General features: G+C 32.5%; 32 protein-coding genes. 9 read left to right on the top strand and 23 right to left on the bottom strand.

Annotation, left to right across the window (positions count from 1 at the left end; all coding sequences use genetic code 11):
• The first annotated feature begins 172 nt into the window (after positions 1 to 172).
• Positions 173 to 544 (top strand): GreA/GreB family elongation factor, encoded by a 372-nt coding sequence (locus AC3E9W_RS09980; RefSeq protein ID WP_306156848.1) that lies wholly within the window; start codon positions 173 to 175, stop codon positions 542 to 544.
• Between the two features lie 181 nt (positions 545 to 725).
• Positions 726 to 1,517, top strand: a complete 792-nt coding sequence (locus AC3E9W_RS09975; protein ID WP_488768225.1) for a DUF5995 family protein — start codon at positions 726 to 728, stop codon at positions 1,515 to 1,517.
• Between the two features lie 38 nt (positions 1,518 to 1,555).
• Here the strand turns inward: AC3E9W_RS09975 and AC3E9W_RS09970 are convergent, their stop codons facing one another.
• The 3 genes from AC3E9W_RS09970 to AC3E9W_RS09960 form a co-directional block, all read right to left on the bottom strand.
• Entirely contained in the window at positions 1,556 to 2,053 is a 498-nt protein-coding gene (locus AC3E9W_RS09970; RefSeq protein ID WP_306156844.1) for a hypothetical protein, read from the bottom strand.
• Positions 2,054 to 2,144: 91 nt separating this feature from the next.
• Complete coding sequence (locus AC3E9W_RS09965) at positions 2,145 to 2,612, bottom strand: hypothetical protein (protein WP_488768224.1); 468 nt, start codon at positions 2,610 to 2,612, stop codon at positions 2,145 to 2,147.
• Positions 2,613 to 2,636: 24 nt separating this feature from the next.
• Positions 2,637 to 2,873 (bottom strand): helix-turn-helix domain-containing protein, encoded by a 237-nt coding sequence (locus AC3E9W_RS09960; protein ID WP_488768223.1) that lies wholly within the window; start codon positions 2,871 to 2,873, stop codon positions 2,637 to 2,639.
• A gap of 112 nt (positions 2,874 to 2,985) precedes the next feature.
• On the opposite strand from AC3E9W_RS09960, the gene AC3E9W_RS09955 reads away from it, so the two are divergent.
• Positions 2,986 to 3,309 carry a hypothetical protein gene (locus AC3E9W_RS09955; protein WP_488768222.1) on the top strand — a complete coding sequence of 108 codons (324 nt, stop codon included), beginning with the start codon at positions 2,986 to 2,988 and terminating at the stop codon, positions 3,307 to 3,309.
• A 151-nt stretch (positions 3,310 to 3,460) separates the two neighbouring features.
• Here the strand turns inward: AC3E9W_RS09955 and AC3E9W_RS09950 are convergent, their stop codons facing one another.
• The 5 genes from AC3E9W_RS09950 to AC3E9W_RS09930 are packed head-to-tail and all read right to left on the bottom strand — an operon-like array spanning position 3,461 to position 7,495.
• Positions 3,461 to 4,438, bottom strand: a complete 978-nt coding sequence (locus tag AC3E9W_RS09950; RefSeq protein WP_488768221.1) for a hypothetical protein — start codon at positions 4,436 to 4,438, stop codon at positions 3,461 to 3,463.
• A gap of 18 nt (positions 4,439 to 4,456) precedes the next feature.
• The gene (locus AC3E9W_RS09945; protein WP_488768220.1) at positions 4,457 to 5,134 is read right to left on the bottom strand and encodes a hypothetical protein; all 678 of its coding nucleotides are present in this window, start codon (positions 5,132 to 5,134) and stop codon (positions 4,457 to 4,459) included.
• A 52-nt stretch (positions 5,135 to 5,186) separates the two neighbouring features.
• Positions 5,187 to 6,200 carry a CBASS cGAMP-activated phospholipase gene (locus tag AC3E9W_RS09940; protein ID WP_488768219.1) on the bottom strand — a complete coding sequence of 338 codons (1,014 nt, stop codon included), beginning with the start codon at positions 6,198 to 6,200 and terminating at the stop codon, positions 5,187 to 5,189.
• 9 nt (positions 6,201 to 6,209) lie between these two features.
• The gene (locus AC3E9W_RS09935) at positions 6,210 to 6,776 is read right to left on the bottom strand and encodes a DUF4145 domain-containing protein (RefSeq protein WP_488768218.1); all 567 of its coding nucleotides are present in this window, start codon (positions 6,774 to 6,776) and stop codon (positions 6,210 to 6,212) included.
• Between the two features lie 59 nt (positions 6,777 to 6,835).
• On the bottom strand, positions 6,836 to 7,495 hold the full coding sequence (locus tag AC3E9W_RS09930; protein WP_488768217.1) for a DUF4145 domain-containing protein: 660 nt from the start codon (positions 7,493 to 7,495) through the stop codon (positions 6,836 to 6,838).
• Positions 7,496 to 7,916: 421 nt separating this feature from the next.
• Between AC3E9W_RS09930 and prfA the strand changes: the two genes are divergently transcribed.
• Positions 7,917 to 8,993, top strand: a complete 1,077-nt coding sequence (gene prfA / locus AC3E9W_RS09925) for a peptide chain release factor 1 (RefSeq protein ID WP_125719152.1) — start codon at positions 7,917 to 7,919, stop codon at positions 8,991 to 8,993.
• 305 nt (positions 8,994 to 9,298) lie between these two features.
• Positions 9,299 to 10,630: a DUF5723 family protein gene (locus AC3E9W_RS09920; RefSeq protein ID WP_488768216.1), complete on the top strand. Its 1,332-nt coding sequence runs from the start codon at positions 9,299 to 9,301 to the stop codon at positions 10,628 to 10,630.
• A gap of 337 nt (positions 10,631 to 10,967) precedes the next feature.
• On the opposite strand, the gene AC3E9W_RS09915 is transcribed toward AC3E9W_RS09920, so the two are convergent.
• From AC3E9W_RS09915 to AC3E9W_RS09890, 6 genes are read right to left on the bottom strand one after another with little or no spacing between them, the layout of a single operon-like run.
• Positions 10,968 to 11,345, bottom strand: a complete 378-nt coding sequence (locus tag AC3E9W_RS09915) for a hypothetical protein (RefSeq protein ID WP_488768215.1) — start codon at positions 11,343 to 11,345, stop codon at positions 10,968 to 10,970.
• A 28-nt stretch (positions 11,346 to 11,373) separates the two neighbouring features.
• The gene (locus AC3E9W_RS09910) at positions 11,374 to 11,733 is read right to left on the bottom strand and encodes a hypothetical protein (RefSeq protein ID WP_306156825.1); all 360 of its coding nucleotides are present in this window, start codon (positions 11,731 to 11,733) and stop codon (positions 11,374 to 11,376) included.
• A 47-nt stretch (positions 11,734 to 11,780) separates the two neighbouring features.
• Complete coding sequence (locus AC3E9W_RS09905) at positions 11,781 to 12,065, bottom strand: YtxH domain-containing protein (RefSeq protein WP_306156823.1); 285 nt, start codon at positions 12,063 to 12,065, stop codon at positions 11,781 to 11,783.
• A 59-nt stretch (positions 12,066 to 12,124) separates the two neighbouring features.
• Positions 12,125 to 12,277 carry a lmo0937 family membrane protein gene (locus AC3E9W_RS09900; protein ID WP_141248143.1) on the bottom strand — a complete coding sequence of 51 codons (153 nt, stop codon included), beginning with the start codon at positions 12,275 to 12,277 and terminating at the stop codon, positions 12,125 to 12,127.
• A gap of 37 nt (positions 12,278 to 12,314) precedes the next feature.
• Complete coding sequence (locus tag AC3E9W_RS09895; RefSeq protein WP_488768214.1) at positions 12,315 to 12,959, bottom strand: porin family protein; 645 nt, start codon at positions 12,957 to 12,959, stop codon at positions 12,315 to 12,317.
• 36 nt (positions 12,960 to 12,995) lie between these two features.
• Positions 12,996 to 13,565 (bottom strand): DUF4142 domain-containing protein, encoded by a 570-nt coding sequence (locus AC3E9W_RS09890; RefSeq protein WP_488768213.1) that lies wholly within the window; start codon positions 13,563 to 13,565, stop codon positions 12,996 to 12,998.
• 40 nt (positions 13,566 to 13,605) lie between these two features.
• On the opposite strand from AC3E9W_RS09890, the gene AC3E9W_RS09885 reads away from it, so the two are divergent.
• Positions 13,606 to 13,764: a hypothetical protein gene (locus AC3E9W_RS09885; RefSeq protein WP_488768212.1), complete on the top strand. Its 159-nt coding sequence runs from the start codon at positions 13,606 to 13,608 to the stop codon at positions 13,762 to 13,764.
• A 71-nt stretch (positions 13,765 to 13,835) separates the two neighbouring features.
• Here AC3E9W_RS09885 and AC3E9W_RS09880 read toward each other — a convergent pair whose 3' ends face one another.
• From AC3E9W_RS09880 to AC3E9W_RS09860, 5 genes are all read right to left on the bottom strand, one after another.
• Positions 13,836 to 15,620 carry a CHASE3 domain-containing protein gene (locus AC3E9W_RS09880; protein ID WP_456893552.1) on the bottom strand — a complete coding sequence of 595 codons (1,785 nt, stop codon included), beginning with the start codon at positions 15,618 to 15,620 and terminating at the stop codon, positions 13,836 to 13,838.
• A 10-nt stretch (positions 15,621 to 15,630) separates the two neighbouring features.
• Positions 15,631 to 16,080, bottom strand: coding sequence for a response regulator (locus AC3E9W_RS09875; protein ID WP_125719171.1), 450 nt, complete (start codon positions 16,078 to 16,080; stop codon positions 15,631 to 15,633).
• Positions 16,081 to 16,101: 21 nt separating this feature from the next.
• Positions 16,102 to 16,653, bottom strand: coding sequence for a helix-turn-helix domain-containing protein (locus AC3E9W_RS09870; RefSeq protein WP_306156812.1), 552 nt, complete (start codon positions 16,651 to 16,653; stop codon positions 16,102 to 16,104).
• A gap of 157 nt (positions 16,654 to 16,810) precedes the next feature.
• Complete coding sequence (locus AC3E9W_RS09865; protein WP_012024385.1) at positions 16,811 to 16,996, bottom strand: CsbD family protein; 186 nt, start codon at positions 16,994 to 16,996, stop codon at positions 16,811 to 16,813.
• A gap of 106 nt (positions 16,997 to 17,102) precedes the next feature.
• Entirely contained in the window at positions 17,103 to 17,576 is a 474-nt protein-coding gene (locus tag AC3E9W_RS09860) for a Dps family protein (RefSeq protein WP_306156805.1), read from the bottom strand.
• A gap of 222 nt (positions 17,577 to 17,798) precedes the next feature.
• Between AC3E9W_RS09860 and pyrF the strand changes: the two genes are divergently transcribed.
• From pyrF to AC3E9W_RS09845, 3 genes are all read left to right on the top strand, one after another.
• Positions 17,799 to 18,626, top strand: a complete 828-nt coding sequence (pyrF, locus tag AC3E9W_RS09855) for an orotidine-5'-phosphate decarboxylase (protein ID WP_488768211.1) — start codon at positions 17,799 to 17,801, stop codon at positions 18,624 to 18,626.
• 162 nt (positions 18,627 to 18,788) lie between these two features.
• A complete protein-coding gene (locus tag AC3E9W_RS09850) occupies positions 18,789 to 19,589 on the top strand; it encodes an ABC transporter substrate-binding protein (RefSeq protein ID WP_488768210.1) in 801 nt (266 codons plus the stop codon).
• A 716-nt stretch (positions 19,590 to 20,305) separates the two neighbouring features.
• Complete coding sequence (locus AC3E9W_RS09845) at positions 20,306 to 21,799, top strand: catalase (protein ID WP_456893549.1); 1,494 nt, start codon at positions 20,306 to 20,308, stop codon at positions 21,797 to 21,799.
• A 160-nt stretch (positions 21,800 to 21,959) separates the two neighbouring features.
• Here AC3E9W_RS09845 and purU read toward each other — a convergent pair whose 3' ends face one another.
• From purU to AC3E9W_RS09825, 4 genes are all read right to left on the bottom strand, one after another.
• Complete coding sequence (gene purU, locus AC3E9W_RS09840) at positions 21,960 to 22,814, bottom strand: formyltetrahydrofolate deformylase (RefSeq protein ID WP_488768209.1); 855 nt, start codon at positions 22,812 to 22,814, stop codon at positions 21,960 to 21,962.
• Positions 22,815 to 22,910: 96 nt separating this feature from the next.
• The gene (locus AC3E9W_RS09835; protein ID WP_456893547.1) at positions 22,911 to 23,621 is read right to left on the bottom strand and encodes a DUF4197 domain-containing protein; all 711 of its coding nucleotides are present in this window, start codon (positions 23,619 to 23,621) and stop codon (positions 22,911 to 22,913) included.
• A 258-nt stretch (positions 23,622 to 23,879) separates the two neighbouring features.
• Positions 23,880 to 24,227 (bottom strand): hypothetical protein, encoded by a 348-nt coding sequence (locus AC3E9W_RS09830; RefSeq protein WP_456893546.1) that lies wholly within the window; start codon positions 24,225 to 24,227, stop codon positions 23,880 to 23,882.
• A gap of 204 nt (positions 24,228 to 24,431) precedes the next feature.
• Positions 24,432 to 25,997, bottom strand: coding sequence for a L,D-transpeptidase family protein (locus AC3E9W_RS09825; protein ID WP_488768208.1), 1,566 nt, complete (start codon positions 25,995 to 25,997; stop codon positions 24,432 to 24,434).
• Positions 25,998 to 26,068: the final 71 nt, after the last annotated feature.

The raw sequence follows: 26,068 nt of genomic DNA, 5'->3' as shown, positions 1-26,068 counted from the left end.
TATTCCATTTGCCCTGTCCTAACTCTAGACAGGGAATTTTCCATTAGTTATAGTTCGTTTTATAAATTTCCATTTTATTCAGGATATGATACGCTGAATGAGATAGAACTGCTAGCTATTCAGTGAAGAGTTGCATTTCATGCCTATGTAAAATGGAACAAATAAGAAAGTCATGTTACAAAATATAATACTAACAACAGGAACATACGATTTAATAAAAGACCACGTAAGAAGAAAAAAAGTTACCGTACAAGAAGAAGAATTATTGCTGAATCAATTAAAAAATGCCTCTCAGGTATTGCGAAAAAATCTGCCTGAAGACATTGTTTCGATAAACCGAAAAGTTACTTATAAAGACCATTTGAAAAATGAAGAAAAAACGATTCTTCTAGTTGGTCCTGCAGAAGCAAAAGCAAGCAAAAACAAGATCTCGGTTCTTTCAGACGAAGGAATTGCAATGTTGGGTTACAAAGTAGGTGACGTTGTAGAATGGCCAGCTAAAAAAGGAAATTTAAAATTAGAGATTTTAAAAGTAGAAGCTTAATATCTTTTTTAGTTTATTAAAAAACATCCCAAAAAGAAGATTTCTTTGCGGGATGTTTTTTTATGATAAAAATATGGAATGTAAAATCTTAATAACAAGATGTATACTTCAAAATCATCGTTCATTGAATGATTAAAATAAGTAAATTAGTTGCTCCAAAATTAAATATAACCAATTGTAAATGAGTATGAAACAAGCGGGAACTATAAACGAAGTCATTCTGTTATTGGACGAAATAATAGAAAGATCAAAACTGGAGCAAAGCAATCTCGGTTTATTTGCGATTCTGTATCGTGAAGTTACGGTAAAAGTAAAGGAAGGTATTAGCGTAGGCGCTTTTCAAAACGGCGAAAGAATGGAAAAACTAGACGTTATTTTTGCCAATAGATATCTGAAAGCGTATTATCAATATCAAGCCAAAGAAGAACCATCTGAATGTTGGGGATTTGCCTTTGAACAAGCCGAAAATTTCTGGCCAATAGTTCTGCAGCACTTACTGCTCGGAATTAATGCGCATATCAATCTTGATTTAGGCATAGCTTCGGCTGAGGTAAGCACGATAGATGATATCGAAGAATTAAAACATGATTTTGACCAGATAAATTTCATTCTTAGCAATCTAGTCGCAGGTGTAGAAAAATGCCTGATCAAGATTTGGCCAACGCTCACGTGGATTCTAAAAGCAACAGGAAAAATAGACAATTTCTTTATCGATTTTAGCATGGAAACCGCCAGAAATGGAGCATGGAAATTTGCCAACGAATTTGTAGCGGTTCCAGAAAACGAAAGAGAAGCCTGCACGCAGTTAAGAGATAAAAGAATAACCGAAATCGCCCGATTGGTTTCGAACCCTGGATATTTTGTTAGCGCCGTTTTCAAAATCATTCGCGTATTTGAAAGAGGTACTATCGCTCAAAAAATAATGGATATGCAGATTATGGAAGAGAAGAATATGGAGTGTGTGGCGGCGTGATTTGAGAAAAACAGCTGGAATTTTGAAGAAATGTCTAGTCAAACCATAAAATAAAGGGTTAATCCAAAAAAGGTAAAGAAACAAATATAATCAAGGAACGTCACCTTCCTTTCATCTAAAAGATCATACTTACCGTATTTTGCTGGTACAACTAACTCTTTTTTCTGAATTGTTAAGCTTATAAATCGTAAAAATTGGTAAAGTAATAATGAAATAATAGTGCTTCTTAAACCAAGAGATGCATGGCCGTTTACAAAAGCTAATTCAGGATCATTTCTAAGAGAAAGAAATAGACTAAAATGTATAATTCCTATTGTAAGCCAGATTAAAAAATAATAAAAATTTCGAAGCGCTCTATATTGACCACCATAAATAAAAAATTGAGTTCCAAAAGTATAGAAAAACAATACTTGTTTTCGATCAAACTTGTTTAAGAGGAAAAAAGTCAATAAGAAAAAAGAAAGCAACAAATAAACACTAAGGGTAATGTAATTCCATTTGTTTAATTTGTAGCAACGAAATAATTTTTTTTCCATTAATGACGATTTGTTTTTTACTTTTCAATGCAATTTGCTTATAAATCCTTTAATCAATTCGCTTGGATGAATTGTTGAAGCTTGAGCAATTTTAAACAAAGTTTTCGATTTTATTTAATACTTTCTCTCTAATTGCTATAATAAGTTCTTGATAATTCTCAAAATGATCTGGGCTAATTAATAATTCTTCACCATTTTCTAGATATAGTTTGCTTTCAAAGTAACCTGTACTTATTTGTCCTGCACGAGAATAAGATCCTTGAATACGTTCTGTTTGAACTTTTAAAACGGAAGAAAAAGGGATAAACTCGACTTTGGACGAAGCTAAAGTTGTTCTTTCTATTCCTTTTTCTAAAACAGCAATTTCGTTAACCGAACTAAGTTTATTAATATGAAAAAATATACTTAAAGCTAAAAAGAAAACCGATGCTAAAATTACGGTATAGTCCTCAGTACGAAAACTGCCAAAGAAATTAGACAGACAAAAGAAATCAAATATGACGAAAAGTATGTTTATCCGAATCAAAAATAAGGTTCGAAATTTTGAATGTATTTTCATTTAGTAATGTTTCAGCGTAACGATTTACAAATCCTTTATCAATTCACTTGGATGAATTTTTAAAGCTTGAGCAATTTTAAATAATGTACTTACTTTCATTTCTTGCGAGCCTTTAATATATTTTCTTAGATTTTCTACATCCAATTCAGCATCATGAGCAACTTCTCTCGGCTTTAATTGATTACTGTCAATCACATTTTTTATCTTAATTCCAAGTTCTTTTACAACTTCTGGAATTTCACTTTTTCTCTCTCTTTTCATAGAAATGAAAGTACAAGTAATAGATTGTTTTGATATGATTGTTAAAAATCGATTGTTTTCAACCGAAATTTTGTATATTTGTTTGAAATATAAACTAACTCTTATATAAATAATGGAGACGCAAAACCAAGAAAGAACCGAAGAATTGTTAGAATTAATAAATAAAGGAAGATATTTTACGAAACTAAAACCAGAGCCTAAAGAAAAGAATTCGTATACAATAACGCTAAAAATATCTTCTTATACCGAATTAAATCTAATGGTTTCAGATTTGCTAAAAGCCAGTATTATATTGCTTAATCCTGATGCTAAAGGTTTGTCGAGTTTTACAAAAGGCAATGATCTTAATGTAATGACTTTGCTTGAAATTGCTTTGCAGTTATTGCCAGATAATGAAATGGAATTGTTGGACGAGGTTTATAAGGTTGGGGTTTGATATTTTTGGGTATAAAAAAAGCTACATGATTTATTGTAGCTTTTGTTTTTATGATTTGTATTGTAGTTATTGTTGTAGGTAGAGATTGCAAATCAGCACTATCTAGTTTTATGCAATTTGAATTAAAACATGTTGCGATCTTTTCTGTTTGTTAAGCCAGATCATTAAATATTAAATCTTGTAGATAACTGCTGATTTCTTCTCGATCATTCACAGTAAATAATTTATATAATTTTTGATCGCCCAATATTTTACGTAAACATCTGCGAATAATTTCATCAGTATCTTTTGCCGTTTCTAATAACAATTTAGCATCATTTTTTAAAAATTTTGATTGGATGCCATCACCATGAACAACAGCAGATCTTATATCGTATGCATTTTGCAGATTTTTATAAACATTCTTTTTTTTAATGAATTCTTTTTCTATGAAGAATGCTACTGTTTCGGACAGACGATGTTTAAGTTCCGAGTTTGAAACAGAAAAAATGCTTTCCAATACAGAACAGTACAATGAAATTTTTGTTCCAATATCAACGGCAGTTCTTGCAGAGTGTATAAAAAAAAGTGCTCTAGAAAGACGTGAGGTTTTAGAAGTTAATTTTATTGCTTCGTTAGCAAGAGGAGTATGTAGTTTATTAATTTTCAAGATGATTTTATATAAAGTTATCGCAGTTCTTATTTCGTCGGATGTAAAAGTTACTTCGTCTAATTTTCCTAAAGAATCAGTATAAAACGAAGCCCAAAGATTTGAATGAATAGCACGTTGCTTATCGTTGTTATATATTAAGTATGCTAATTCACAGTGGACTGCATTGTCTTTTACTAGCCATAATGCATGGTAAAACATTTGTAAATGAATCAAAGTGTTTATAAGGAACTTCCTGTCGTCAAATTCATTAAAATCAACGTGACATGCATTTGTCTGGTAAAAAATGCATTTTGAATTCTCCAAAGAATGTGATTCATTAAATCCAATCATCATACGACATTCTTCGTCACTAAGTAATTCGTGTAAAGGTTTTATATTATTTGTAATGAAAAGATTTAAGCTTTCTAATACATTTTCAGTACATTCTTCTTCGATTTCAAGATAAAAAATTGAAGTGAAAATTTTTGAGTATACCATTCTCTTCTCTCTTAATATTTAAATAGAATTTCTGGTCATGAACTCTAAGATTGAATTTAGAGCCAATTCTACTTGTTCATGTTTATATTCAGAGTATTTTCCATGTGCAGCTTTATTTCTTAGATCTAACCAAGCTGTTACATTTTTTTGATCTAACATATTGTAAATGTTTCCTTTTGCCAATTCACTGTTTAGTAAGTCTGCTTTTTTAGGAATATTTTTGATTCCTCTTAATTCCGTGGTTGCAATACCATTTTTAATACATAACTGCCTTAAATGTTCTTCTAATACGCTTCCAATCATAACAGCAGCAGGATCTTTGTAATTTTCTGAAAGTAAGTGCTCTGCCATTTCAATGAAATCAACAAAAATTTCAGATGATACCAATCCTCTTAAAGTATTTAGCCAACCATTTTGAATTTCAATTTTTATAGATGTAAGAATTCCTCTTCCAGCCTTTGCATCGTATGGACTACTTCTTTTACATTCCTGTTTGAATCCTTCAAAATATGGATGTTTACTTCCATATAAATTGGTTATAAAGGATAGAGAAGCATTTTTAAATTCTGTAAAAATTTCATGATCAACAGAAGAAATTGTAAGTGATCCAGTGCCTCTTTTTTCAGTTTTTAATACATTATCAGCTAATTCTAATAACTGTGTAATGCGTTTTAAAAGCTTATCATTTGTATTCATTTTTTTCTTTTTAAGAATTACAGTTAACATAATCTTCTCAAATCTTATGTGTTTAAATATTGTGAGTTCTATAGCTTTTAGTTTCTTGAAAGAATGGTTTTATATCATTTTTTATTTGATGATACATGTCATTTCCAAATTGCTCCATTAAAGTAATTGATTCTTTGTTAGCGAAATCTAGCTCTATATATTTTGCATGGTCAGATTGAATATTACTGCTTTTAATTCTAAAATACTGAAGGGATGACGTTCTTTGTAATGATTCCAAAAAATTATGTGTGAATTCACTTTGACCAATAAGTGTTAAATCAAAAATTCGGGATCTCCAACCGATAAAAGATCTTTTTCTGCGTGCATATGGTTTGATTTTTGTTCCCACATTTAAACTAGAAATAGATAATAATTGTATTTTGTCATAGTCACGTTCTTCTCCTACAAAATATCTTAATGCTTCTGAGTAACCAATAATAGATGGATTGTTTGCCCAAATTCCACCATCAACATATTGTCTGTTTTCATGCTCTTTAATTTGTGCAACTGGAAAAAAAGTAGGTGCAGCAGATGTAGCCAATGCAACATCTTTCATTAATAATTTATTATCTCTACTCAAATTTCCTTCGGGATGATCATATTTAAATATTTCATAAGTTCCGTGAGACAAATCGAAAGTAGGTATGCATAAAAGACATTTACTGTCTCCAATCTTTTTTTCTTTAAAAATTTTATTCAAAGCATGTTTTAATTTTTTATCGTTATATTTTCCAAAAAATAATGTTTGCTTTAATATTGGTAAAAGACCTTTTGATTTTTCAAAAATCTTAGGTCCATGCTTAGTGTAAAATTTAATAATTATATCTGTAGAAATACCTGCGGACAATGCCAAGGCTATTAGGCCTCCTGTTGAAGTGCCGCAAATCAAATCAAAATAATCTACTATTCGTGCATTCTTATTTCCCGTTTTTTCTCTAATGTCTTTCTCAATTTTATTCAAAATAGTGGCGGAATAAAGTCCTTTAACTCCACCTCCATCAATACTCAAAACTTTAAATGTTTTTTTTGGTTTCATACTCTTCAATTATGGGTTTCCTAACATTCCAGGCATTTCATATATAAATTTTAGTAGCATTTCAACAAAAGTGAGAATTAATCTTGCTTCTTCTTGACTTTTAAATTCGATGCTATGATTGGCTTCATTACCTATTTTTCTTATAGTGTCTACCCAAGCTTTACCTTTTGGAGGAATGAAATTGTTTTCCTCCAAGTAATCTACATAATTTATATAAAATTTTCCTTCTTCGGCACCTTCACTAACTGCAATATTCATGAGCAATTTACGACAGCACATTACAGATGAAGTAAAAGCATTATAAGAAAAACATGTTCTTGCCTCTTCATATAACTTTTCAACATTTGCATCAGGAATATGATTTACAGGGTGACCAAATTGAGCTCCGGGTATTTGAATATCTTGATGGAAAAAAGTTGGCATTTTGCAAAAATGGCATATATAAATATATGCAGATATAATGTTTGATTCTTTACCAGTAAATCCAGTTTGAGCAGCTATTGGGTTTGCGCAGTGTCCGCAGGTATATGATTTTGATTGTAAGTTTGATAAATTTGACCAAGCTATGTTTGCCATTTTTTTACTTTATATTAATAAATTATATTAGTTAATAAAACATTAGTTTTTTTTAAGAGTTAACTATCACGCTTTTCAATTTCAGCTCTTAGATTTTCAGGAATATAGGTTTCATAAAAATCTTTAACTTTTTTTGGTTGACTAATCAATATTTCACAAATTATATTTATAAATCCAAAAAGAGCATATGCAATTTTAGCATCATCATTCAAATCAATTTTTCCAGGATGAACAGCATTATTGCCAATAACTCTAACACTATCCAAGGCTTGTTGCATTGTTTGAGGTAATCCTTTTTTTACTAAACTCTTTATGTCATCATTTATATTTGTACCTTTTTCACCTAAATGAATGCATAATTTTTGTACAGCAAGCCTTAACAAAGCGGCAGCTCCACGAGGAGATATGTTTACGATGTTTTTAGCTTCATTATAATCATTTTTAATATCTTCTGGTAAATCAGAATTTGCCATTTCTACATTTCCTGTTAAAGGAAAAACCATTTTCCCTTCATGCCACAATGAAAACGCATTACAATGTTTACATTTTGCAGTTGACGTATTTTTTAATATATAAAAATTATTCTGATTAGTTCCATTTGCTAAAGCTTCGACATAACCAGCATTTATACCTCTTGTTGACCAAGTTTGCTCAGCTAGTACGCCACAATGAGGACAATGAAATGAATTTGAGTTTAATGCAGGTGCAATATGTTTCATTTTTATTTATATTTTTAATGCTTAATTTCTTAAAAAGTCTTTAAATAATGTTTTACAATAGCCAAAAGCAAACATCGTTTTTAATTTAAATTAATCACCAAGTAAAAATACCTGATTTTGGTTAGAATTTATTTTTATCAAAATAAACTCCTTTCAATCCAATAATCTTACGGAAAACCATAATCCATCTTATGGAAATCAAAACCCTAGCCCTGATAGCAGTGGTATCCTTTTTAGGCAGACGAAAATTTCTTTAATTAATACCGCAGACTTATAGTTCCGATAGTTATCGGGACAGGAAATAGCTCCTAAAACCCCTTCCTAATTCCCCTAAACTTCCCCCTCCAAAAACACAAAAAATCAATTCTAGAATTTTCGATAAAAATTTTGTAATTTTGCAGTCCAAATAAAGGAAAAGAAAATGTTAGATAGACTTCAATATGTAAAGCAGCGTTTTGATGAGATTTCGGATTTGATTATTCAGCCGGATGTTATTTCAGATCAGAAGCGTTATAAGCAGCTCAACCAAGAATATAAAAGTATTAAGGCTTTGGTTGAAAAGAGAGAAGAATACATTATAGTTTTGGCAAATATCGATGAGGCTAACGAAATTATTGCTGACGGTAGTGATGCTGAAATGGTAGAAATGGCGAAAATGCAGTTGGATGAAGCTAAAGATCGTTTGCCAGAATTGGAGGATGAAATCAAATTTATGCTGATTCCTAAAGATCCTGAAGATGCTAAAAACGTGATGGTGGAGATTCGTGCCGGAACGGGTGGAGATGAAGCGAGTATTTTTGCAGGTGACTTATTCAGAATGTATACTAAATATTGCGAAAGCATGGGGTGGAGAACCTCTGTTGTAGATATGAACGAGGGTACTTCGGGTGGTTTCAAAGAGGTTATTTTTGAAGTTACTGGAGAAGATGTTTACGGAACTTTGAAGTTTGAAGCGGGTGTTCACCGTGTGCAGCGTGTTCCTCAGACAGAAACTCAAGGTCGTGTGCATACGTCGGCTGCTACGGTTATGGTTTTGCCCGAAGCGGAGGAGTTTGATGTTCAGGTTGATATGAACGATGTTCGTGTCGATTTCTTCTGTTCGTCTGGTCCTGGAGGGCAGTCGGTAAATACAACGAAATCGGCTGTACGTTTAACGCACATTCCAACAGGATTGGTGGCGCAATGTCAGGATGAGAAATCGCAGCACAAGAATAAAGATAAAGCTTTAATGGTTTTACGTTCTCGTTTGTACGAAATGGAATTGGCCAAAAAGCAAGAGGAAGATGCTAAAAAACGTAGTTCTCAGGTTAGTTCTGGAGACCGTTCGGCAAAAATTCGTACGTACAACTACGCTCAAGGTCGTGTAACCGATCATAGAGTTGGTCTTACACTTTACGATTTAGGAAACATTATGAATGGTGATATTCAGAAAATCGTTGCCGAGCTTCAGTTGGTTAATAATATGGAGAAATTGAAGGAAGCTTCTGAGGTGTACTAATCGTACACAGGTTCAAAGTGACAAAGTAACAAAGGTTCAGAGTTTCCTCTCTGGCTCTAAAATAAAAAAAGGCCGAACATTTTGTTCGGCTTTTTTTGTTTTGAAAATTTTCTAAAATTTATAGTGAAGCTTCGGTATAAGAATCTTAGGAACTTACTATTCTGTAGGGAAAGTATTTTCTTAAGAATTTTAAAATGTTAAAGAAAACTTAAAAAAATAACCTAAAAAATGCATTCCCAAAGTTTTGGGATAGTATCTTAGCGCTTCAGAAACTCTAAAATAAACCAACCAATCAATTTTTAGTTATGAAGAGAACTTTACTTTTATTTTGCTTCTTTGGAAGCTTTTTTTATGCGCGATCGCAATCGTATTTCGGATTTCGGGATGATAATTATGCTGGAATTCAGTCGGCATTATTTAATCCGTCGAATATTGTAGATTCTAAATACAGAGCCGATGTGACGTTTGGATCTATTAGTGCAACGGCACAGAATGACTTGTACGGAGTTAATTTTGCTAATGTTCTAGACGGCGGTTATGATCTGGATACAGAAGCGAGCAAAAATTTTAAATCGAACAACAGAGGAAATTTCAATATTGATATTATGGGGCCTTCTGTAATGTTCAATATTACGCCTGTACATAGTGTGGCAATTTTTACACGTGTACGAAGTGTTACCAATCTTGTCGGCATAAACGGTCAGCTTATTGATGAGGTGAACAAAGATGTCGATGCTTCTGAGAGTTTTTTAATCACGGGCGGAAATCCGAATGGGGTTACAAATTCTTGGGCTGAGATAGGAGCGAGTTATGCTACGGTTTTGTTCAATCGTGATGATCATTTTGTAAAAGGTGGTCTTACCCTTAAATATCTTATGGCAGGTGTTAACGGGTATATCAATGGAAATGATTTAAGCGTGGTTTTCAATAAAAACGATGCCAATCCTTCACAAAGCGAATATTATTCGACAGGAACTATAAAAACGGCTGCAAGTTATGATTATGAGAACGGAGATGATCCAAAATTTGATATGGCTTCGGCTGGAGTAGGAGTCGATTTAGGTTTTACTTACGAATATCAAACCAATTGTCACACTTGCGAAGGAAACCGTTATCAGTTTAAAGTGGCGGCTTCTGTAACGGATATCGGAAAGATAAATTACCACAATATTGTCGAGAATACGTATAGCCTGACAGGAAGTGTAACGCAGCAAGACATTGAAGATGCTGAAGATATTTTTGAATTTTTTGATGCCAATTATACCAAAGTTTCTTCTAGAAAAGGGGTAAAAGCAAATCTTCCAACGGCTTTGCACACCAATTTTGACTGGAACATCAACCAGAAGTTTTACTTGAATCTAAGTGGTGATTTTAGTTTAGTAGACGCCAAAAAAGTAAACGGAACGGCGATTGCCAATTCAGTAACTTTTACGCCAAGATACGAAACCAGACAATTTAGTTTCTACCTTCCTGTAACACACATGCAATACAGCGGAACAACAGTAGGAGCAGGTTTTAGAGCAGGTCCGTTGTTTATCGGCTCAGGAACTCTTTTCTCTAATTTGTTTTCGAATAATTCAAAAGGCTGTAATATTTACGCCGGTTTGAAATTGCCGATTTATCAAGATTATAGATAATAGTGACAAAGATTCAGAGTGCCAAAGTGCCAAAGGTTAAAAAGAACAAGGCGCAAAGGACAAAGAATTAATCTTTGCATCTTTGCACCTTTGTATCTTTGTGACTTATAAAAAATAAAAACCAACTTCCCCAAAAGTTGGTTTTTATTTTTTGTAAAATATATAGTGAAGGTGTTTTTTCATCAACCGTTTCCCCAAAAACGTATGATGAAAATTATACACCTAGAAATACTCTCGTATATTCAAAACATTTATATAGATTAGAGTAAACGTATACACCATTTTTTATCATTATTTCGCTAAACTTTTCCATAATATATAAATTTACGTTAACAAATTACTCTCTAGATGGTTCATATTGTGATGAATCTTCGTCTTCTTCAGAAGATTCTGGATGAGGTTTCGAAACCAGATTCGTTACGATAAGCTGAACGACTGAACCCAAAATTCCTTTAAACATCGAGTCGCCTTTTCCGACAATGAATCTTTTGGCGACATAACCAATTCCGATACTGATTACCGATTGTGCCAAGTGGCTTTTAAAACCAACTGTTTCGTTGATTTCTTCAACCGTATTTCGAATCAGGTTTATCGGTTTTAGGTTTTCCTTAAGCTCATCGATATGGTCTTTTATCGCGCACCATTCTGTATCCTGGCGAACTTCTAATTCCTCAATTTTTCGATTTAACTGATCAATATTGTAAATAGCCTCCATAGTCTTTTTATGTGTATTAATGTTAAATCTAGTTTTTAGTTTCTTTTAAAATACTTGAAATAATAGTATTTCCTATCGGCGTTTTAATCAATTTATGATGTGATTTTACCACAACAATTACTAGAATAAGATAAAATAGTGCCATGATAAAAAAGCCGTAGTAATACTCTCCAAGTTCTTTTCCAATCCACAAACTTATTCCGATGTTTAGGAACAAGGTAAAAAATGCAACAACAATGCCAATCGCTATCTTAGATGCTAATGATGCGGCACCATCAGCCACTGAACATACTGTTTTTAGTTTTAATAATTCTAAACTTGTTTTAGCATAGTTTTCAGCTTTTTCATAAAGATTTAAATCCTCGTTTGTTGTTGCATTTGGTTCCATGATATAGGGTTTTATGGTTTGAAAATTTCACTAATTAATACAATCTATTAATAGTTTGATTTTACTGTTTTAACGTCATCTTTGATTGTGTTAAAATCATCTTTAACTTGGTTAAGTTTAGATTTTCCTTCTTCGATAATATCTTTACCGTTTGAAGTGATTTTGTTTACTACACCATCAAATTTTGTTTTCAAGTTATCGCTATAATCTCTTGATTTATCTTTGATTTTTTTTCTTGTGTTTGACCCTTTGTCTGGTGCAAATAAAACACCTATGAATGCTCCCGCAGCTGCGGCTCCTAAAATTCCTAAAATTGTGCTACTAGTTTTCATAATAAATAATTTTAAATGATTAATATTGATAATTTGTTGATTTAATAAAATGTGATTTTTTAAATTTCCCGACCTTTAATAAGTCGAAGCAGTACGGCAATTATGGCAATTACCAGCAAAATGTGAATAATGCTTCCGAAACTGTAAACAAAGAACCCAAGAGCCCAAAGTATCACCAGAATCACTGCTAGTGTGTATAATAAGTTTGACATGGTTTTTTATTTTAGCGGTTAATAATTAATTTTTCGTTTAGTTTAACTTATACGATAGGTATAAAGTCAAGTTGCTGTTTCTAACGTCAGGAAAAGTAACTGGTTCTCCTAGTACAGTTCTTTCTTTACCAACGGTTGTTAAACCATAATTGTAACGAACTCCGATACTAATTGGATCAAAATCAACTCCTACACCTGCAGCAATACCTGCATCAAACTTGTTTAAATTGTCTCTGTCAACTTCTTCATTGATTTCAACTCCGTCTCCAGTTACTTTTGAACTTACTAAGTAAGAAGCATAACCACCAGCATGAACATTAAAGTTCTTTGTAATATTTACTCTCACAAGCAAAGGAACTTCAATATAATTAAGTCTGAATTTAGCATCACCTTCAAAAAAAACTGCATTATATTCTAGTTTAGCTCCTTTTGTAGTAAACAAAATCTCTGGCTGAATGGCTACAAAATCTGAAACAGGAAGTGTTGCATAAAAACCGGCATTAAAACCAGACAAAATATTATTGTCGTTTACATCATCACCGCTGTCGATTAAGTTAGACATGTTATATCCCCCTTTTACACCGAATTCGGTTGTTACATTAGTGTCCTGAGCGTGCAGCATTCCAAATGATGCTGATAAAAAAAGTGTTAAGGCGCATAAAAAATTGGCTTGTAATTTCATGATAAATAATTTAGTTAATAGATAGATAATAGGCGTTTATTCATTTTGTTTTTTTAATCTTTCAGTCTCTCGTAAGAGTTTATATTGTTCGGGCAAAAATCTAAGAACAAATTCGAGAATTGCTTTGTCGTTTGTTTCTCTAGAAATGGTCTCAAGCAGCTCAATCTGGTCGCAGATTCCTTCTGAAACGGCATCCAAATAAATAGCATTAAAATCGTTGCCGTTAGCATCAATGAGGTTGTACAGGTCTCGTTTGTGCGTGGCGTTTATTTCAGTAATGACAATGAGCTTAGATGTGGCCATTTTGTTAAGTTCTTGCAACAATTGGTTTTCTTGAACTTCGATTCTTTTGCTTAATTCCTGAACAATTATATCTGAACTTTTCTGCTGTGCAATTTGACTTTTTGAAATAATTGATTTAGTGATATTCGCCGTTGAAATAAAAAAGAATACTTCTGTTTCTTCTCTTTCATTTTTTGCAAAAGCCTGGTTTTTCAAAGTATTTTCAATCGGATTAATTTTTCTGCAAGACGTGATGCAAATAACTAACAAGAATGAAAAAAAGACTTTAAAATAAGCAGTCTTCATGGGGGGAATTACTTTCATTATTACTTCATAAAGTATTACATTACAAAGATGCTAACGAATGAAAGATTTTCCTTTACAGCATAAAAATGAAACGTTATATAATTCCCATAATAGAATTACATTTTGGTTTTATCCTTTTAAAATCAATGCTTTAAAGGGTTTTTGTTTAGAGCAAAAAAAAGAAATTACAGATTTGACTATAATTTCTTTTTCTTAATCGTATAAAAATGGAAAGATTTTTTTCTTACAATAATAGAGATCCTATTTATGTGATTGGGTATTTAAAATTTAATCGGGAAGAAATACGGTAAATACCGAGCCTTTGCCCAAAGTACTATCGGCTGTAATATGTCCTTTATGGTTTTCGACAATCTTCTTGCAGATCGCTAATCCGATTCCGGTTCCAGGATAATCTGTTTTGGAATGAAGACGCTGAAAAAGAATAAAAATTGTTTCTTTAAACTGCGGGTCAAATCCCATTCCGTTATCTGTAAAAGTAATTTTATGGAACTTCTTAACAGACTGTTCTAAAATTTCTGGATAATCAGAAGAGTTTACTTTTTCGCTAGAAATGGATATTTCTGGTCTAATATCGGGCTGGCTGTATTTTAGCGAGTTTCCAATTAAATTGATAAAAAGCTGCTCGATCTGATACGGAATTACAGAAAGTTTAGGAAGTTTTGGAGCCGTAATAACCGCTTTCTTTTCTTCTATCATTTCTGCCAGTTCAGATTCGGCATTATTTAAGAGTTCATTCAAGTTTACTTTAATGAATTCTTTTTTAGTCGTATTTGTTCTCGAAAACAAAAGAAGATCGTCTATTAAAACGCGCATTCTTTTTGCAGAGCTTTCAATTTTTGTGATATAATTTTTGCCGCTTTCAGACATTACTTCTTTATCCGCGTCTGAAACTCTGGAAATAAAAGTCTGTATTTTTCTAAGCGGTTCTTGCAAATCATGACTCGCTACGTGGTTAAAAGAAGCCAATTCTTTATTGCTTTTTTCCAACTCTTTATTACGTTCCTGAAGTTCGATATTAAGAAGATGCTCGTCTGTAATATCAAAATTAATTCCAAGCAAAATCTTACTGCCTTGCTGGTCGGTTACTAATTTACCAGTTGTTTTAAAGTAACGGACTTCAAAATCTGGGCGTATAATTTTATAGTATACAAACGGAAGATGTTTCTTGTCTATAATGCCATCTATTGCCTTTGCCACAGATTCTTTATCATCTGGGTGAACATATTTAAGAAGTGTTGCTTTATTTGGAGCAAAAGATTTTGGTTCAAGACCCAATAATCGGAACTGATTGTCTGAAAAATCTATTTTATCAGAATCTAAATCCCATTGCCAAGTGCTGAATTTACCAATGCTTTCAGATTCAGAAATTAAACCGCTAGAGATTAAAAGTCTTTTATTGAAAACTTTTAAACGCTCAAAATCACGGCTTATTTGTCTATAAGCTAGCAATATGAAACTTAAGGCAACTAAGAATAGCGAAATAGAAAAAAGCGGACTTAATGAAATTTCGTCATCGTAAATTTTAAGTCTTTTTTTGAGATATGTTTTTTCAATATCGTTCATTTCGTCGACCTTAAAACGGATGTTTTCCATTAAAATCCTGCCGCCAAACATGTGGTTGTCCAACTTTCTTTTGTCGTAAGTTTTAGGATCGCTGTACTTTAAACAATTTTCAAAAGAAACGAAACGCTGCGTAATGAGTTTAAAAAGTTTTTGCAGGTTTTCTTGCTGTTCCTTATTGTCGGCAGTCAGTTTTTTTAAGGTAATGAAAGAAGTATTTACCTTGTCACGCGAATAAATATAAGGCGTTAAAAAACGGGCATTGCGAGTGATAATATATCCTCGCTGGCCCGTTTCTGCATCTTTTATCGCCGACATTAGTCGCTCGAGCTGTATGTTAATTTCGTAAGTATGCATAACCAGTTTGCTTGATTCATTCAAGTCCTGATTATGTTTGTAAGCAATGGAAGATAGAAATAACAGAATGAAAACTGCGATTACAAAAATAACTCTCAAAGAGTTTGAAGAATTAAAATTTGGTATCCATTTCATTGGTATGCTCTTATTTTAGTCGCAGCAAGAAATTATCACGGTTTAATCCAGAGGTATGATAATGCCAGTTAACAGTCACGACTTCATTAATTATTTTTTTTAATGTATTGAAATCGCTTGGCTTTTTGATGTAAATATTAGCGCCTTGAATAAATGTATCTTCAATATCTTCTTCAGAAGAAGAGGTAGAGTAAATGGCAATAATTATATCTTTTAAATGGTCCGTTTTTTTGATTTCAATCAAACATTCCTTACCTGTTTTCTTAGGCATGTTCAAATCTAGAAACAAAATATCTGGAAGTTTATTGTCTGGGTTCATTAAATGATCCATCAACTGCATTCCGTCATGAACAAAATTTACATTTGTCTGTATTTTTATTTCTTCAAACGCATCTTTAAAAAAAAGACGGTCATCTTCATCATCATCGGCCAATAAAATGTGTAATGCGTTTTTTTGCATTTTGATCGTGGTATTTGGGTTTTATTTTAAATTTTCTCTTCGTTTCTTAATAATTCTCTGAAAAGCAGACGGCGTAATTCCAGTCGTGTTTTTAAACTGCGTACTCAAATGCGCAACACTAGAGTAATTTAGTAAAAAAGCAATTTCGGTCAAACTCATTTCGTTGATAATAATCAGCTGTTTTGCTCTTTCAATTTTCTGCAAAATAATAAAGTTTTCAATAGAAGAGTATGTTACTTCAGAGAAAACATTAGATAAATATCCGTAACTGTGATTTAGCTTCTCTGCCAAGAACACAGAACTTTTGTAATTATTGTTGTCATCCATAAATACAAGCTCAATAATAGCATCTTTTATTTTTTGAACCAAGACACTTTTTTGATTTTCAACTACTTCAAAACCGCACGGAGCCAAATTGGTTTTTAAATTCTCCAGTGCTTCGGCATCAAGATTGTCTTCAATCTCAATTTCGCCAAATCCCAGAGTTGTAAAATTTATATTATTTTGTTCCAGGTTTTGTTTTAAATAAAGAGAGCAAATAGTGTTAATGTCGAACTTTATAAATAGTTTCATTTTATAGAAATTTGGTTAAAGATACTTATTTTATTTGTTGTTTTTGCTTTTAAATGATATAGAATTACAAGTAAATGTGATTTTAAAATAATTTTTTCAAAAAAATACCGTCTAATATTTTTACTAGACGGTATTTCCCTGATTGAGTTGCAAGGATTTACAAATCTGACAGGATTTGATGAAATTCTTCTTTTGTTTTTCCCAGTTTCTGCTGAAGTCTTCCATACATTTCGTCTTCTTTTCCTTCAGCAAACATCAAATCGTCATCTGTTAATTCAGCATATTTTTGCTTTAATTTTCCTTTTAACTCATTCCAGTTTCCTTTTATTTCTGTAGTATTCATGATGTCTCTTTTTATATTTATTTGTATTGTAAAATTGCAATTTATCTGCCAGCTTTCTGTTACATTTATTTTTCTGACTGTTGCATAATTTTCATTTTTTTGAAAACTACTCCTGATATCTTCTCAGAATCCAAGCCATTTTTTCGTGTTGCTGCAACAATCCAGTTACAAAATCTGCAGAACCGGCATCGTTGGTTTCGTCTTCAAAAACAGGGAGATAACCTCTAAATTCTGTTATAAGCTGTTCATGATTTTCTAAAAGTTCAGATAGCATATTTTTTTGCGAAGCATATTCTTTTGGAGATTCTTTTATGGTAGAATTGTCTATAAACTCTTTCATTGTACCAATTGTTTTTTCTCCTAATTGATTAATGCGTTCTGCGACTTCATCAATATTGGCTTCCAGAATGCGATATTGTTCTTCAAACAATTTGTGAAGTTCCATAAAACTATTTCCAGAAATATTCCAGTGAAATTTTCTCGTTTTTACATATAATGTCATCTCGTTAGATAAAATCGTGGCAAGAATAGAAGCGCTCTTTTTTAAGTTTTTTGGCGTAATTCCGATATTTGGGCTCATAATTGTATTTTTAATGTTGTTTTTCAAAGATACTTTTCAAGAGTTTTTTCGCTTTACACAATTTTTAATAGTTGTTGTAGGAATTCAATGTTAATTAGAAAATTAGATAATGTGCCAATTGGAAATTGATTTAAAGACATCTATATATTTATTATCTAATTATTTAATTGGCACATTTTCTAATTATCATTTTGTAATTTTGCCGCACTATAAAATACAACGATGACAACACAACAACTACACGAACAAATTCTTCAAAAAAAATCATTTTTATGCGTTGGCTTAGATCCAGATTTAGCAAAGATTCCACAGCATTTATTAGAAACGGAAGATCCGATTTTTGAGTTTAATAAAGCCATAATCGACGCTACACACGATCTGACTGTTGGATACAAGCCTAACACCGCTTTTTTTGAAGCATACGGAATAAAAGGATGGATGTCTCTGCAAAAAACAATCAATTATATCAACGAAAATTATCCTGATATTTTTACGATTGCAGATGCAAAACGCGGCGACATCGGAAATACGTCTAGCATGTATGCGAAAGCTTTTTTTGAAGATTTGAATTTTGATAGTGTAACGGTTGCTCCTTATATGGGAAAAGATTCTGTTGAGCCTTTTCTGGCTTTCGAAAATAAACATACCATAATGCTGGCTTTAACTTCAAATGAAGGCGCTTTCGATTTCCAGACTTTAAATGCAAACGGAAAAGAATTGTACAAACAAGTTTTAGAAACTTCTAAAACATGGAAAAACAGTGAAAACTTGATGTACGTTGTTGGTGCAACAAAAGCAGAATATTTTACAGAAATTAGAAAAATTGTTCCCGACAGTTTCTTGCTTGTTCCTGGAATTGGAGCGCAAGGCGGAAGTTTGTCTGAAGTATGCAAATACGGAATGAATGATAAAGTTGGTCTTTTGGTAAATTCTGCGAGAGCTATTATCTACGCTTCTAAAGGAACTGATTTTGCTGAAAAGGCTAGAGAAGAAGCTTTGAAAGTACAGCAAGAAATGGAAGAGATTATTGGTTTAAAGTTTCAAGTTTAAAGTTCAAGTTTGCTTTATTTTGAACATAATCTAACCGCAAAGTCCGCAAAGGTTTTACGCTAAGAACGCAAAAGTTATTTCTTTGCGAACCTTGCGAAACCTTTGCGGACTTTGCGGTTAAGTTGACACTCCAATAACTTGAAACAAAAATAAACTTGAAACATGAAACAAATCATCGATCAGCTTGGAACTATTCATTCCTTTGAAAATACTCCAAAACGCATTATTTCGCTTGTTCCTTCGCAAACAGAATTATTATATGATTTAGGTCTCGAAGAAAAAATTATCGGAATAACGAAGTTTTGTGTGCATCCGTTTCATTTTAAATCAACCAAAAAGATTGTGGGAGGGACTAAGAAGATTCATTTTGAAAAAATAAAACTTCTAGAACCAGACATTATTATTTGCAATAAAGAAGAAAATACAGAAGAAATTGTAGCTCAATTGAGCACTATTTGTCCAGTTTGGGTAACGAATATTGTGACAATAGAAGATAACTTTCAAATGATTTCAGATTTCGGTCAATTATTCAATTGCAGAACCGAAGCGCAAAAGTGGAATAACAAACTGGCTTTCGCCTTGAGCGATTTCAAAAACTATGTTCAAGATATAAAGGAAAAAAAAGCGGCTTATTTTATTTGGAAGAATCCTTATATGGTTGCAGGAAAAGATACTTATATAAATGAATTGCTAAAACTGAATCATTTTAAAAATATTTACGAAGATAAAGGTCGTTATCCTGAAATTGAGTTGAAGAAAATGCGTCTCGAAGGCGATCCTGATATTGTTTTTCTTTCTTCAGAACCGTATCCTTTTAAAGAAGAAGATGCTTTTGAAATAGGAAGATTTACGCATCACGCCAAAACCATTTTCGTAGATGGAGAAATGTTTTCATGGCATGGAAGCAGATTGCTAAAGGCTTTTGCTTATTTTAAACTGCTTCACGAAAGGCTAAAAAATTAAAAATAAATTCCAATAAAAAAATTCCAAATTCCAATTTTCCCGCCCAGTAAAATTGGAATTTGGAATTTTTTTATTGGAATTTAATTTAAAATTATTGGTTTTAATGCAAAAAAATAATGCCGGCATCTCGAAGACGCCGGCATTTATTTAACTAACCAAAACCAAAATAATAAATAACCAGTTTATTACATTACAAATGTCCGACATAAATCAATATTATGCTGTTAAGGTCTTGTTATTACTTTGTTGGAGATAAGTTAATGTATATTATGAAAAAAAATCCAATATTTTAAAATTCCAAATTCCAATTGTAAAGTTGGAATTTGGAATTTTTTATTTGGGTCCTTAAAAAAAATGGAATTTCGCCAGAATTTGGAATTTGGAATTTTTTGATTGGAATTTAAATAAATCCTTCAGGATTTATCTAAAAAAGAATGCCGGCATCTCGAAGACGCCGGCATCATTTAACTAACCAAAACCAAAATAATAAATAACCAGTTTATTACATTACAAATGTCCGACATATATCAATTTTATGCTGTTAAGGTTTTGTTATTACTTTGTTGGTCATAAGTTAAGATTTGCCGAATCGCTGTTTTGAGCTTTCTGTAACGTAAAATAATTTTTGATTATTAAAATATAATAACAATCAATTTTGTTTATGAATATGGTAAGAATAAGTTTGTATATTTGATAAAACATTAAAAATCAGCAAAATGGAATCAAACAAAAAATTAACAACCGCAACAGGAACTCCCGTTCCAGACAATCAAAACATTCAAACAGCTGGCCCTCGCGGACCCGTCTTATTACAAGATTTTTGGTTTTTAGAAAAGATGGCGCATTTTGACCGTGAAGTCATTCCCGAAAGAAGAATGCACGCCAAAGGATCTGGTGCTTACGGAACTTTTACTGTAACACATGATATTACCAAATATTCAAAAGCTGACTTATTTTCTGAAATTGGTAAAAAGACCGAAATGTTTGTGCGTTTTTCAACTGTTGCAGGAGAGAGAGGTGCTGCTGATGCCGAAAGAGACATACGTGGTTTTGCCATGAAATTTTACACAAACGAAGGAAATTGGGACTTGGTAGGTAATAATACGCCAGTTTTCTTTTTTCGTGATCCGATGAAATTTCCTGACTTGAACCACGCTGTAAAACGTGATCCAAAAACCAATTTAAGAAGTGCTGATAACAATTGGGATTTTTGGACATTATTACCAGAAGCCTTACACCAAGTTACAATCGTAATGAGTGACAGAGGTATTCCGAGATCGTATAGAGAAATGCATGGATTTGGAAGCCATACATTTAGCTTTATTAATGCGCAAAACGAAAGACACTGGGTAAAATTCCACTTAGTTTCGCAACAAGGAATTGAGAATCTATCGGATGAAGAAGCTGCTTTATTAGTAGGACGAGACCGAGAAAGCCATCAAAGAGATTTATTTGATGCCATTGAAGAAGGAAACTTCCCAAAATGGAAAATGTTTGTTCAAATTATGTCAGAAGAACAGGCTAGAACGTACCGTTTCCATCCATTCGATTTAACTAAAGTTTGGTTAAAAGGAGATTTTCCGCTAATTCCAGTTGGAGAATTCGAATTGAACAAAAATCCAGAAAACTATTTTGCAGAAGTGGAGCAGGCTGCTTTTAACCCAGCGCATGTGCCGCCTGGAATTGGTTTCTCTCCAGACAAAATGCTTCAAGGACGTTTATTCTCTTACGGAGATGCACACCGCTACCGTTTAGGAGTAAACAATTATCAAATTCCAGTAAATGCTTCAAGATGTCCGTATAATACTTTCCACAGAGATGGAGGAATGCGTGTTGACGGAAATAATGGAGGCCGTAAACACTACGAACCAAATAGTTTTGGAGAATGGCAGGACACACCAGAATTAAAAGAACCGCCATTGGCAATTTACGGAGATGCTTATGCGCATAATTTTAGAGAAGACGATAACGATTATTTCACGCAGCCAGGTTTATTATTCAACTTGCTGACAGAAGAAAAGAAACAGCTTTTGTTTAAAAATACCGCTGGACAAGTAGGTGGAGCACAGAAATTTATTCAAGTTCGTCATATTAGAAATTGCTATAAAGCCGATCCAGCATACGGAGCAGGTGTAGCAAACGCTCTAGGAATGACAATGGAGGAAGTAAATGCTTTTGATGATCCAAGATTGAACATTGTTGCTCGTTAAGATGCAAAGAAACAAAGTGACAAAGAAACAAAGGTTTTTATACTAGATTTAAAAAGAAACCCGATAAGTATTTAACTTATCGGGTTTTATATTTTAGAACAGATATTTAAGATAGCCAATAAACTTTGTCTCTCTGTTACTTTGAACCTTTGTCACTTAATTAAGAAAACACCACCGTCTTATTACTATACACCATAGTTTTTCTTTCGGCGTGGAGTTTAATGGCTCTTGCTAAGACAATTCGTTCTAAGTCACGGCCTTTCATGATAAAATCTTCTACCGAGTGAATATGCGAAACTCTGGCAATATCTTGCTCAATGATCGGACCTTCGTCTAATTCTTCTGTAACGTAATGACTCGTTGCACCAATAATTTTTACACCGCGCTTAAAAGCCGAGTGATACGGTTTTGCTCCAGGAAAAGCAGGTAAAAACGAATGGTGGATATTGATGATTTTATTTTCGTAAAGTGAAATCACTTTCGGAGTAACAATCTGCATGTAACGCGCTAAAACAATAAAATTGATCTGATATCTTTTCAGAAGCTCAATTTGTCTTGCTTCACCCTCTTCTTTATTGTCTTTGGTAAAAGGAACATAATGAAACGGAATGTCAAAACGTTCTGCAATAGATCGCAAATCATTATGATTGCTTATAATCATCGGAATTTCGACACCTAATTCATCTGCGCTATAACGTCCTAAAATGTCAAATAAACAGTGATCGTATTTAGAAACAAACAAAGCCATTTTAGGTTTTTGTTCCTGATTGTACAAATCCCAAGACATATTGAATTTAGAAGCAAGAGTTTTGTCAAAATCTTCTTTAAAGCTTTCAATTGTAATTTTAGAGTTTGCAAACTCACATTCCAATCTCATAAAGAAAACATTTTGCTCAACATCAACATGCTGGTCAATGTACGTAATGTTTCCTTCAACTTTGGCAATAAATGTTGTCACTGATGCAATAATTCCTTTTTGGTCCTTACAGTGAATTAAGATGGTTATTTTTTGCATTTTGGTTGGTTTTTTGGTTTTGTTTGCCACAAAGGCACTAAACTCAAAGTTTTTTCTTAGAACCTTAGCCCCTTAGTACCTTAGCAGCTTAAAAAATTACTTCTTATCCTGCATAGCAAACACCTTTTGCAATAAAGGCGTTGTTCTAGCAGAAATATCATTTCGAATATCTTTTTCTTCAACAGCAATCATTTTAAAAACGCCAGTTAAAGCCTGATTAGTTGTATAATCTGTCAAATCTGGATTTACTTTTTTTACTAATGGAATTGTGTTGTATTTTGTTATAATTTTTGTCCAAACTGCATCGGCGCCTACTTTTGCAAAAGAGTTTTTTATCACAGGGCTAAATTTTCCATACAAAGCAGTAGTTGTGCTGTTTTGCAAGTAATTAGTAGCCGCATTGTCGCTTCCTAAAAGAATGTTTTTAGCATCTGTAAAAGTCATATTTTTCACAGCCGAAACAAAAATAGGAGTAGCTTCTTTTACAGCATCTTCTGCAGCGCGATTCAACATTTTGATTCCTTCATCTGCAAGAGAACTTAATCCTACTTTACGCAGGGTTGCATCTACTTTTTGCAATTCTTCTGGCATTAAAATTTTGACCGCTTCATTTTTATAAAAGCCATCTACTGCGGTTAATTTGCTCACTTGTTCTGTAATTCCTTTATTTAGCGCTTCTTTTAAACCAGAAGCGATGTCAACACCGCCAACCTGCGAAGAGATTTGTGGTAATTGATTTAAAATTTGTGGCACCTGCGCACAAGAATTAAGTGAAAAAGCAACGGCTAATAATAAAATTTTTTTCATTTGGGAGTTTTAATTTAAGTTTCAAAAATACTACTTATTCAAAAATAAAGCCATTATTTTATTTGATGAGCAGAAACAATTTGTTTCATAATTAACACTTGTCCCGCTATTCGTTGCAATCTTTTGCTTTTTAAAGAAAAAAGCAAAAGGATTTCCACTACTATCGGGGCTAGAGAAGAACATTTGGTTTTATAAGAAACAAAAAAATCACCTTATAAAAATATAAGATGATTTTAAAGGAAAGCTTTTAAAAACTAATTAATACGATAGTTTAGATTGCGGCTTGTAAATTGGCTTGTTGGTGTTTAAATCTTTTAATATAGTTTCAGTATAATCTTTCCCACCTTTTATGAGATAAAATAAAGATTTTAAGATATAAATCGGCGTGTAAGGAAAAATTCTCCAGCTTGCCGATAAGTTCAAAAAAAAGTGCTTCAATGCATATTTAAAAGTGCCCTCATTCGGGCGTATAAAGTAAATGTTAGACTCTTTAATCCTTTTTACCATTTCAGAAATAATAAAAGGATACATTATAAATTTTCCTCCCTGCTGAATTAAAACGTTTATCTCAAACATTGTAAGACCTTCTATATTATTTGTTTTCATAATAGTTTAGATTTTAAACATTTATAAAAAAAATGGGGCTTGAATATTATAGTGCAAAAAAAAGAAAATTCTAAAAACACGAGTACCCTTAAAAGATTTTAGAATAACACTTTACGGTATTGTTTTTGCCCATTTCGTAAAAATAATAGAGAGAATTCATCAAATCTAATTCTGATAAATTCTCTCTAAAATTATTGGCGTAAATTATTGATTTACAATAGCATTTTCTTGAAGTGGTTCACCATTTAGAATGGCATCTTTTTCATAAACATCTTGAAAGAAACCAACTTCGCCTTTTTCATTTACCAATGAAGTAAAATAAGTAATGTAAATCGGTACTTTTTTAGACAGTTTAAAACTGTTTTCTACTTTACCCGCCATAGCTTTATCAATTTTTGCTTGAGTCCATTCCGGATAATCTTGTAGCATCGCAACAGCTAATTCTTTAGCCATTTTCACATTAATACATCCGTGGCTGAACGTTCTTTTTTCAAAATCGAATAAAGTTTTAGATGGCGTATCGTGCATATAAATGTCATCAGGATTTGGAAACATAAATTTTACTAATCCTAAAGAGTTTTCTGGTCCTGGTTTTTGTCTTACTTGACCGTTAACCATTTCCATATTTTTCTCTGCAAGATAATTTGGATCTGCAGCAATTTTGGATTTCAATTCGTTTTGTACAATACTTTGCGGTACGGTCCAATACGGGCTAAAAACGATTCTGTCAATTTCTCCATCAAAAATGGTGGTTTTAGTTAAAGGTGCTCCAACAAATACAGGTGAAGTCAATTGAACTTTTCCGTTTTTTACATAAACCAATTCGAAAGAAGGTACATTTACCAAAACATACTCATCGCTTGTAGCAATTTTGACAGCAATTTCACGGCATCTTTCCATGTTCAATTTTAAAGTGGCAACCTTATCTTCTAGCGGAATATTCATTTCGTTAATATGTTCCTCTGCCAAAATATAATTAGGTTTAAAACCGTTACGAACTTTATATTTCATTACAGCATCCATCAATTCACGATCGTAAACATCGCTTTTAGAATCGGTTTTTAAATCTCCTAATAAATACAAACGGGTTCTAACTTGTGCAATTGTGCTCGAAACAGCATCTGGACGAAGTTCTTTGTATGGAGTTTCTGCTGGAACAATTGGTTTCCATTTGCGTGATTTTTCTAATTTTTTATATTTTTTCAGAACATCTTGCAATTTATAATATTGCTCATATTCCACTTTTGCATCAGATGCAACCGCTGTTGTTTCCTCTAAAGTGCTGTAGTTTAAAAAATCTTTCAGCATAGCATCATAAGCTAATCTTTTCTTATCAGCATTACTTTTTTTGGTGTAAAGCACATATAATGAACTCAAAAGCATATCTGCATCTGTTTGAGAAAGCGTACTTTTATCTGATGAAGCGCTAAATAATTGGTCAATTTCTTTTTGATAAGGAATTACCAAATCATTTGTTTTTTTTGCTTTTTCATATAAAACAGATCCAAATTCGTTAATTTCGTCTTCATCAAACCAGATGGTTCCTAGAGTTCTGGTTTTGTAAAGAGACATTACCTCCGATTTATATTTTTTCAAATCCGAATATCTTTTAAAGAAGTCGTTTGAAACTTCGTTTACATCATCATTGTTATGGTAAACGGTTAAATGGTTTGAAGCTTTATATGTATGGTTCTTGTTTTCAATTGTGTTAAAAGAAAATACAAAAAAACTCAAACTTAAAATTACGGTGAATGAATAAAATGTTCTCATTTTTTTAATTTTTACGTTATTACTTTTTACGTAAGTTTTTGGTAAAAATTTGGGGCTTTTCTACAATGCTA

This window comes from Flavobacterium sp. 38 (assembly GCF_057799715.1).
This window is presented reverse-complemented; position numbering and strand designations above follow the sequence as displayed.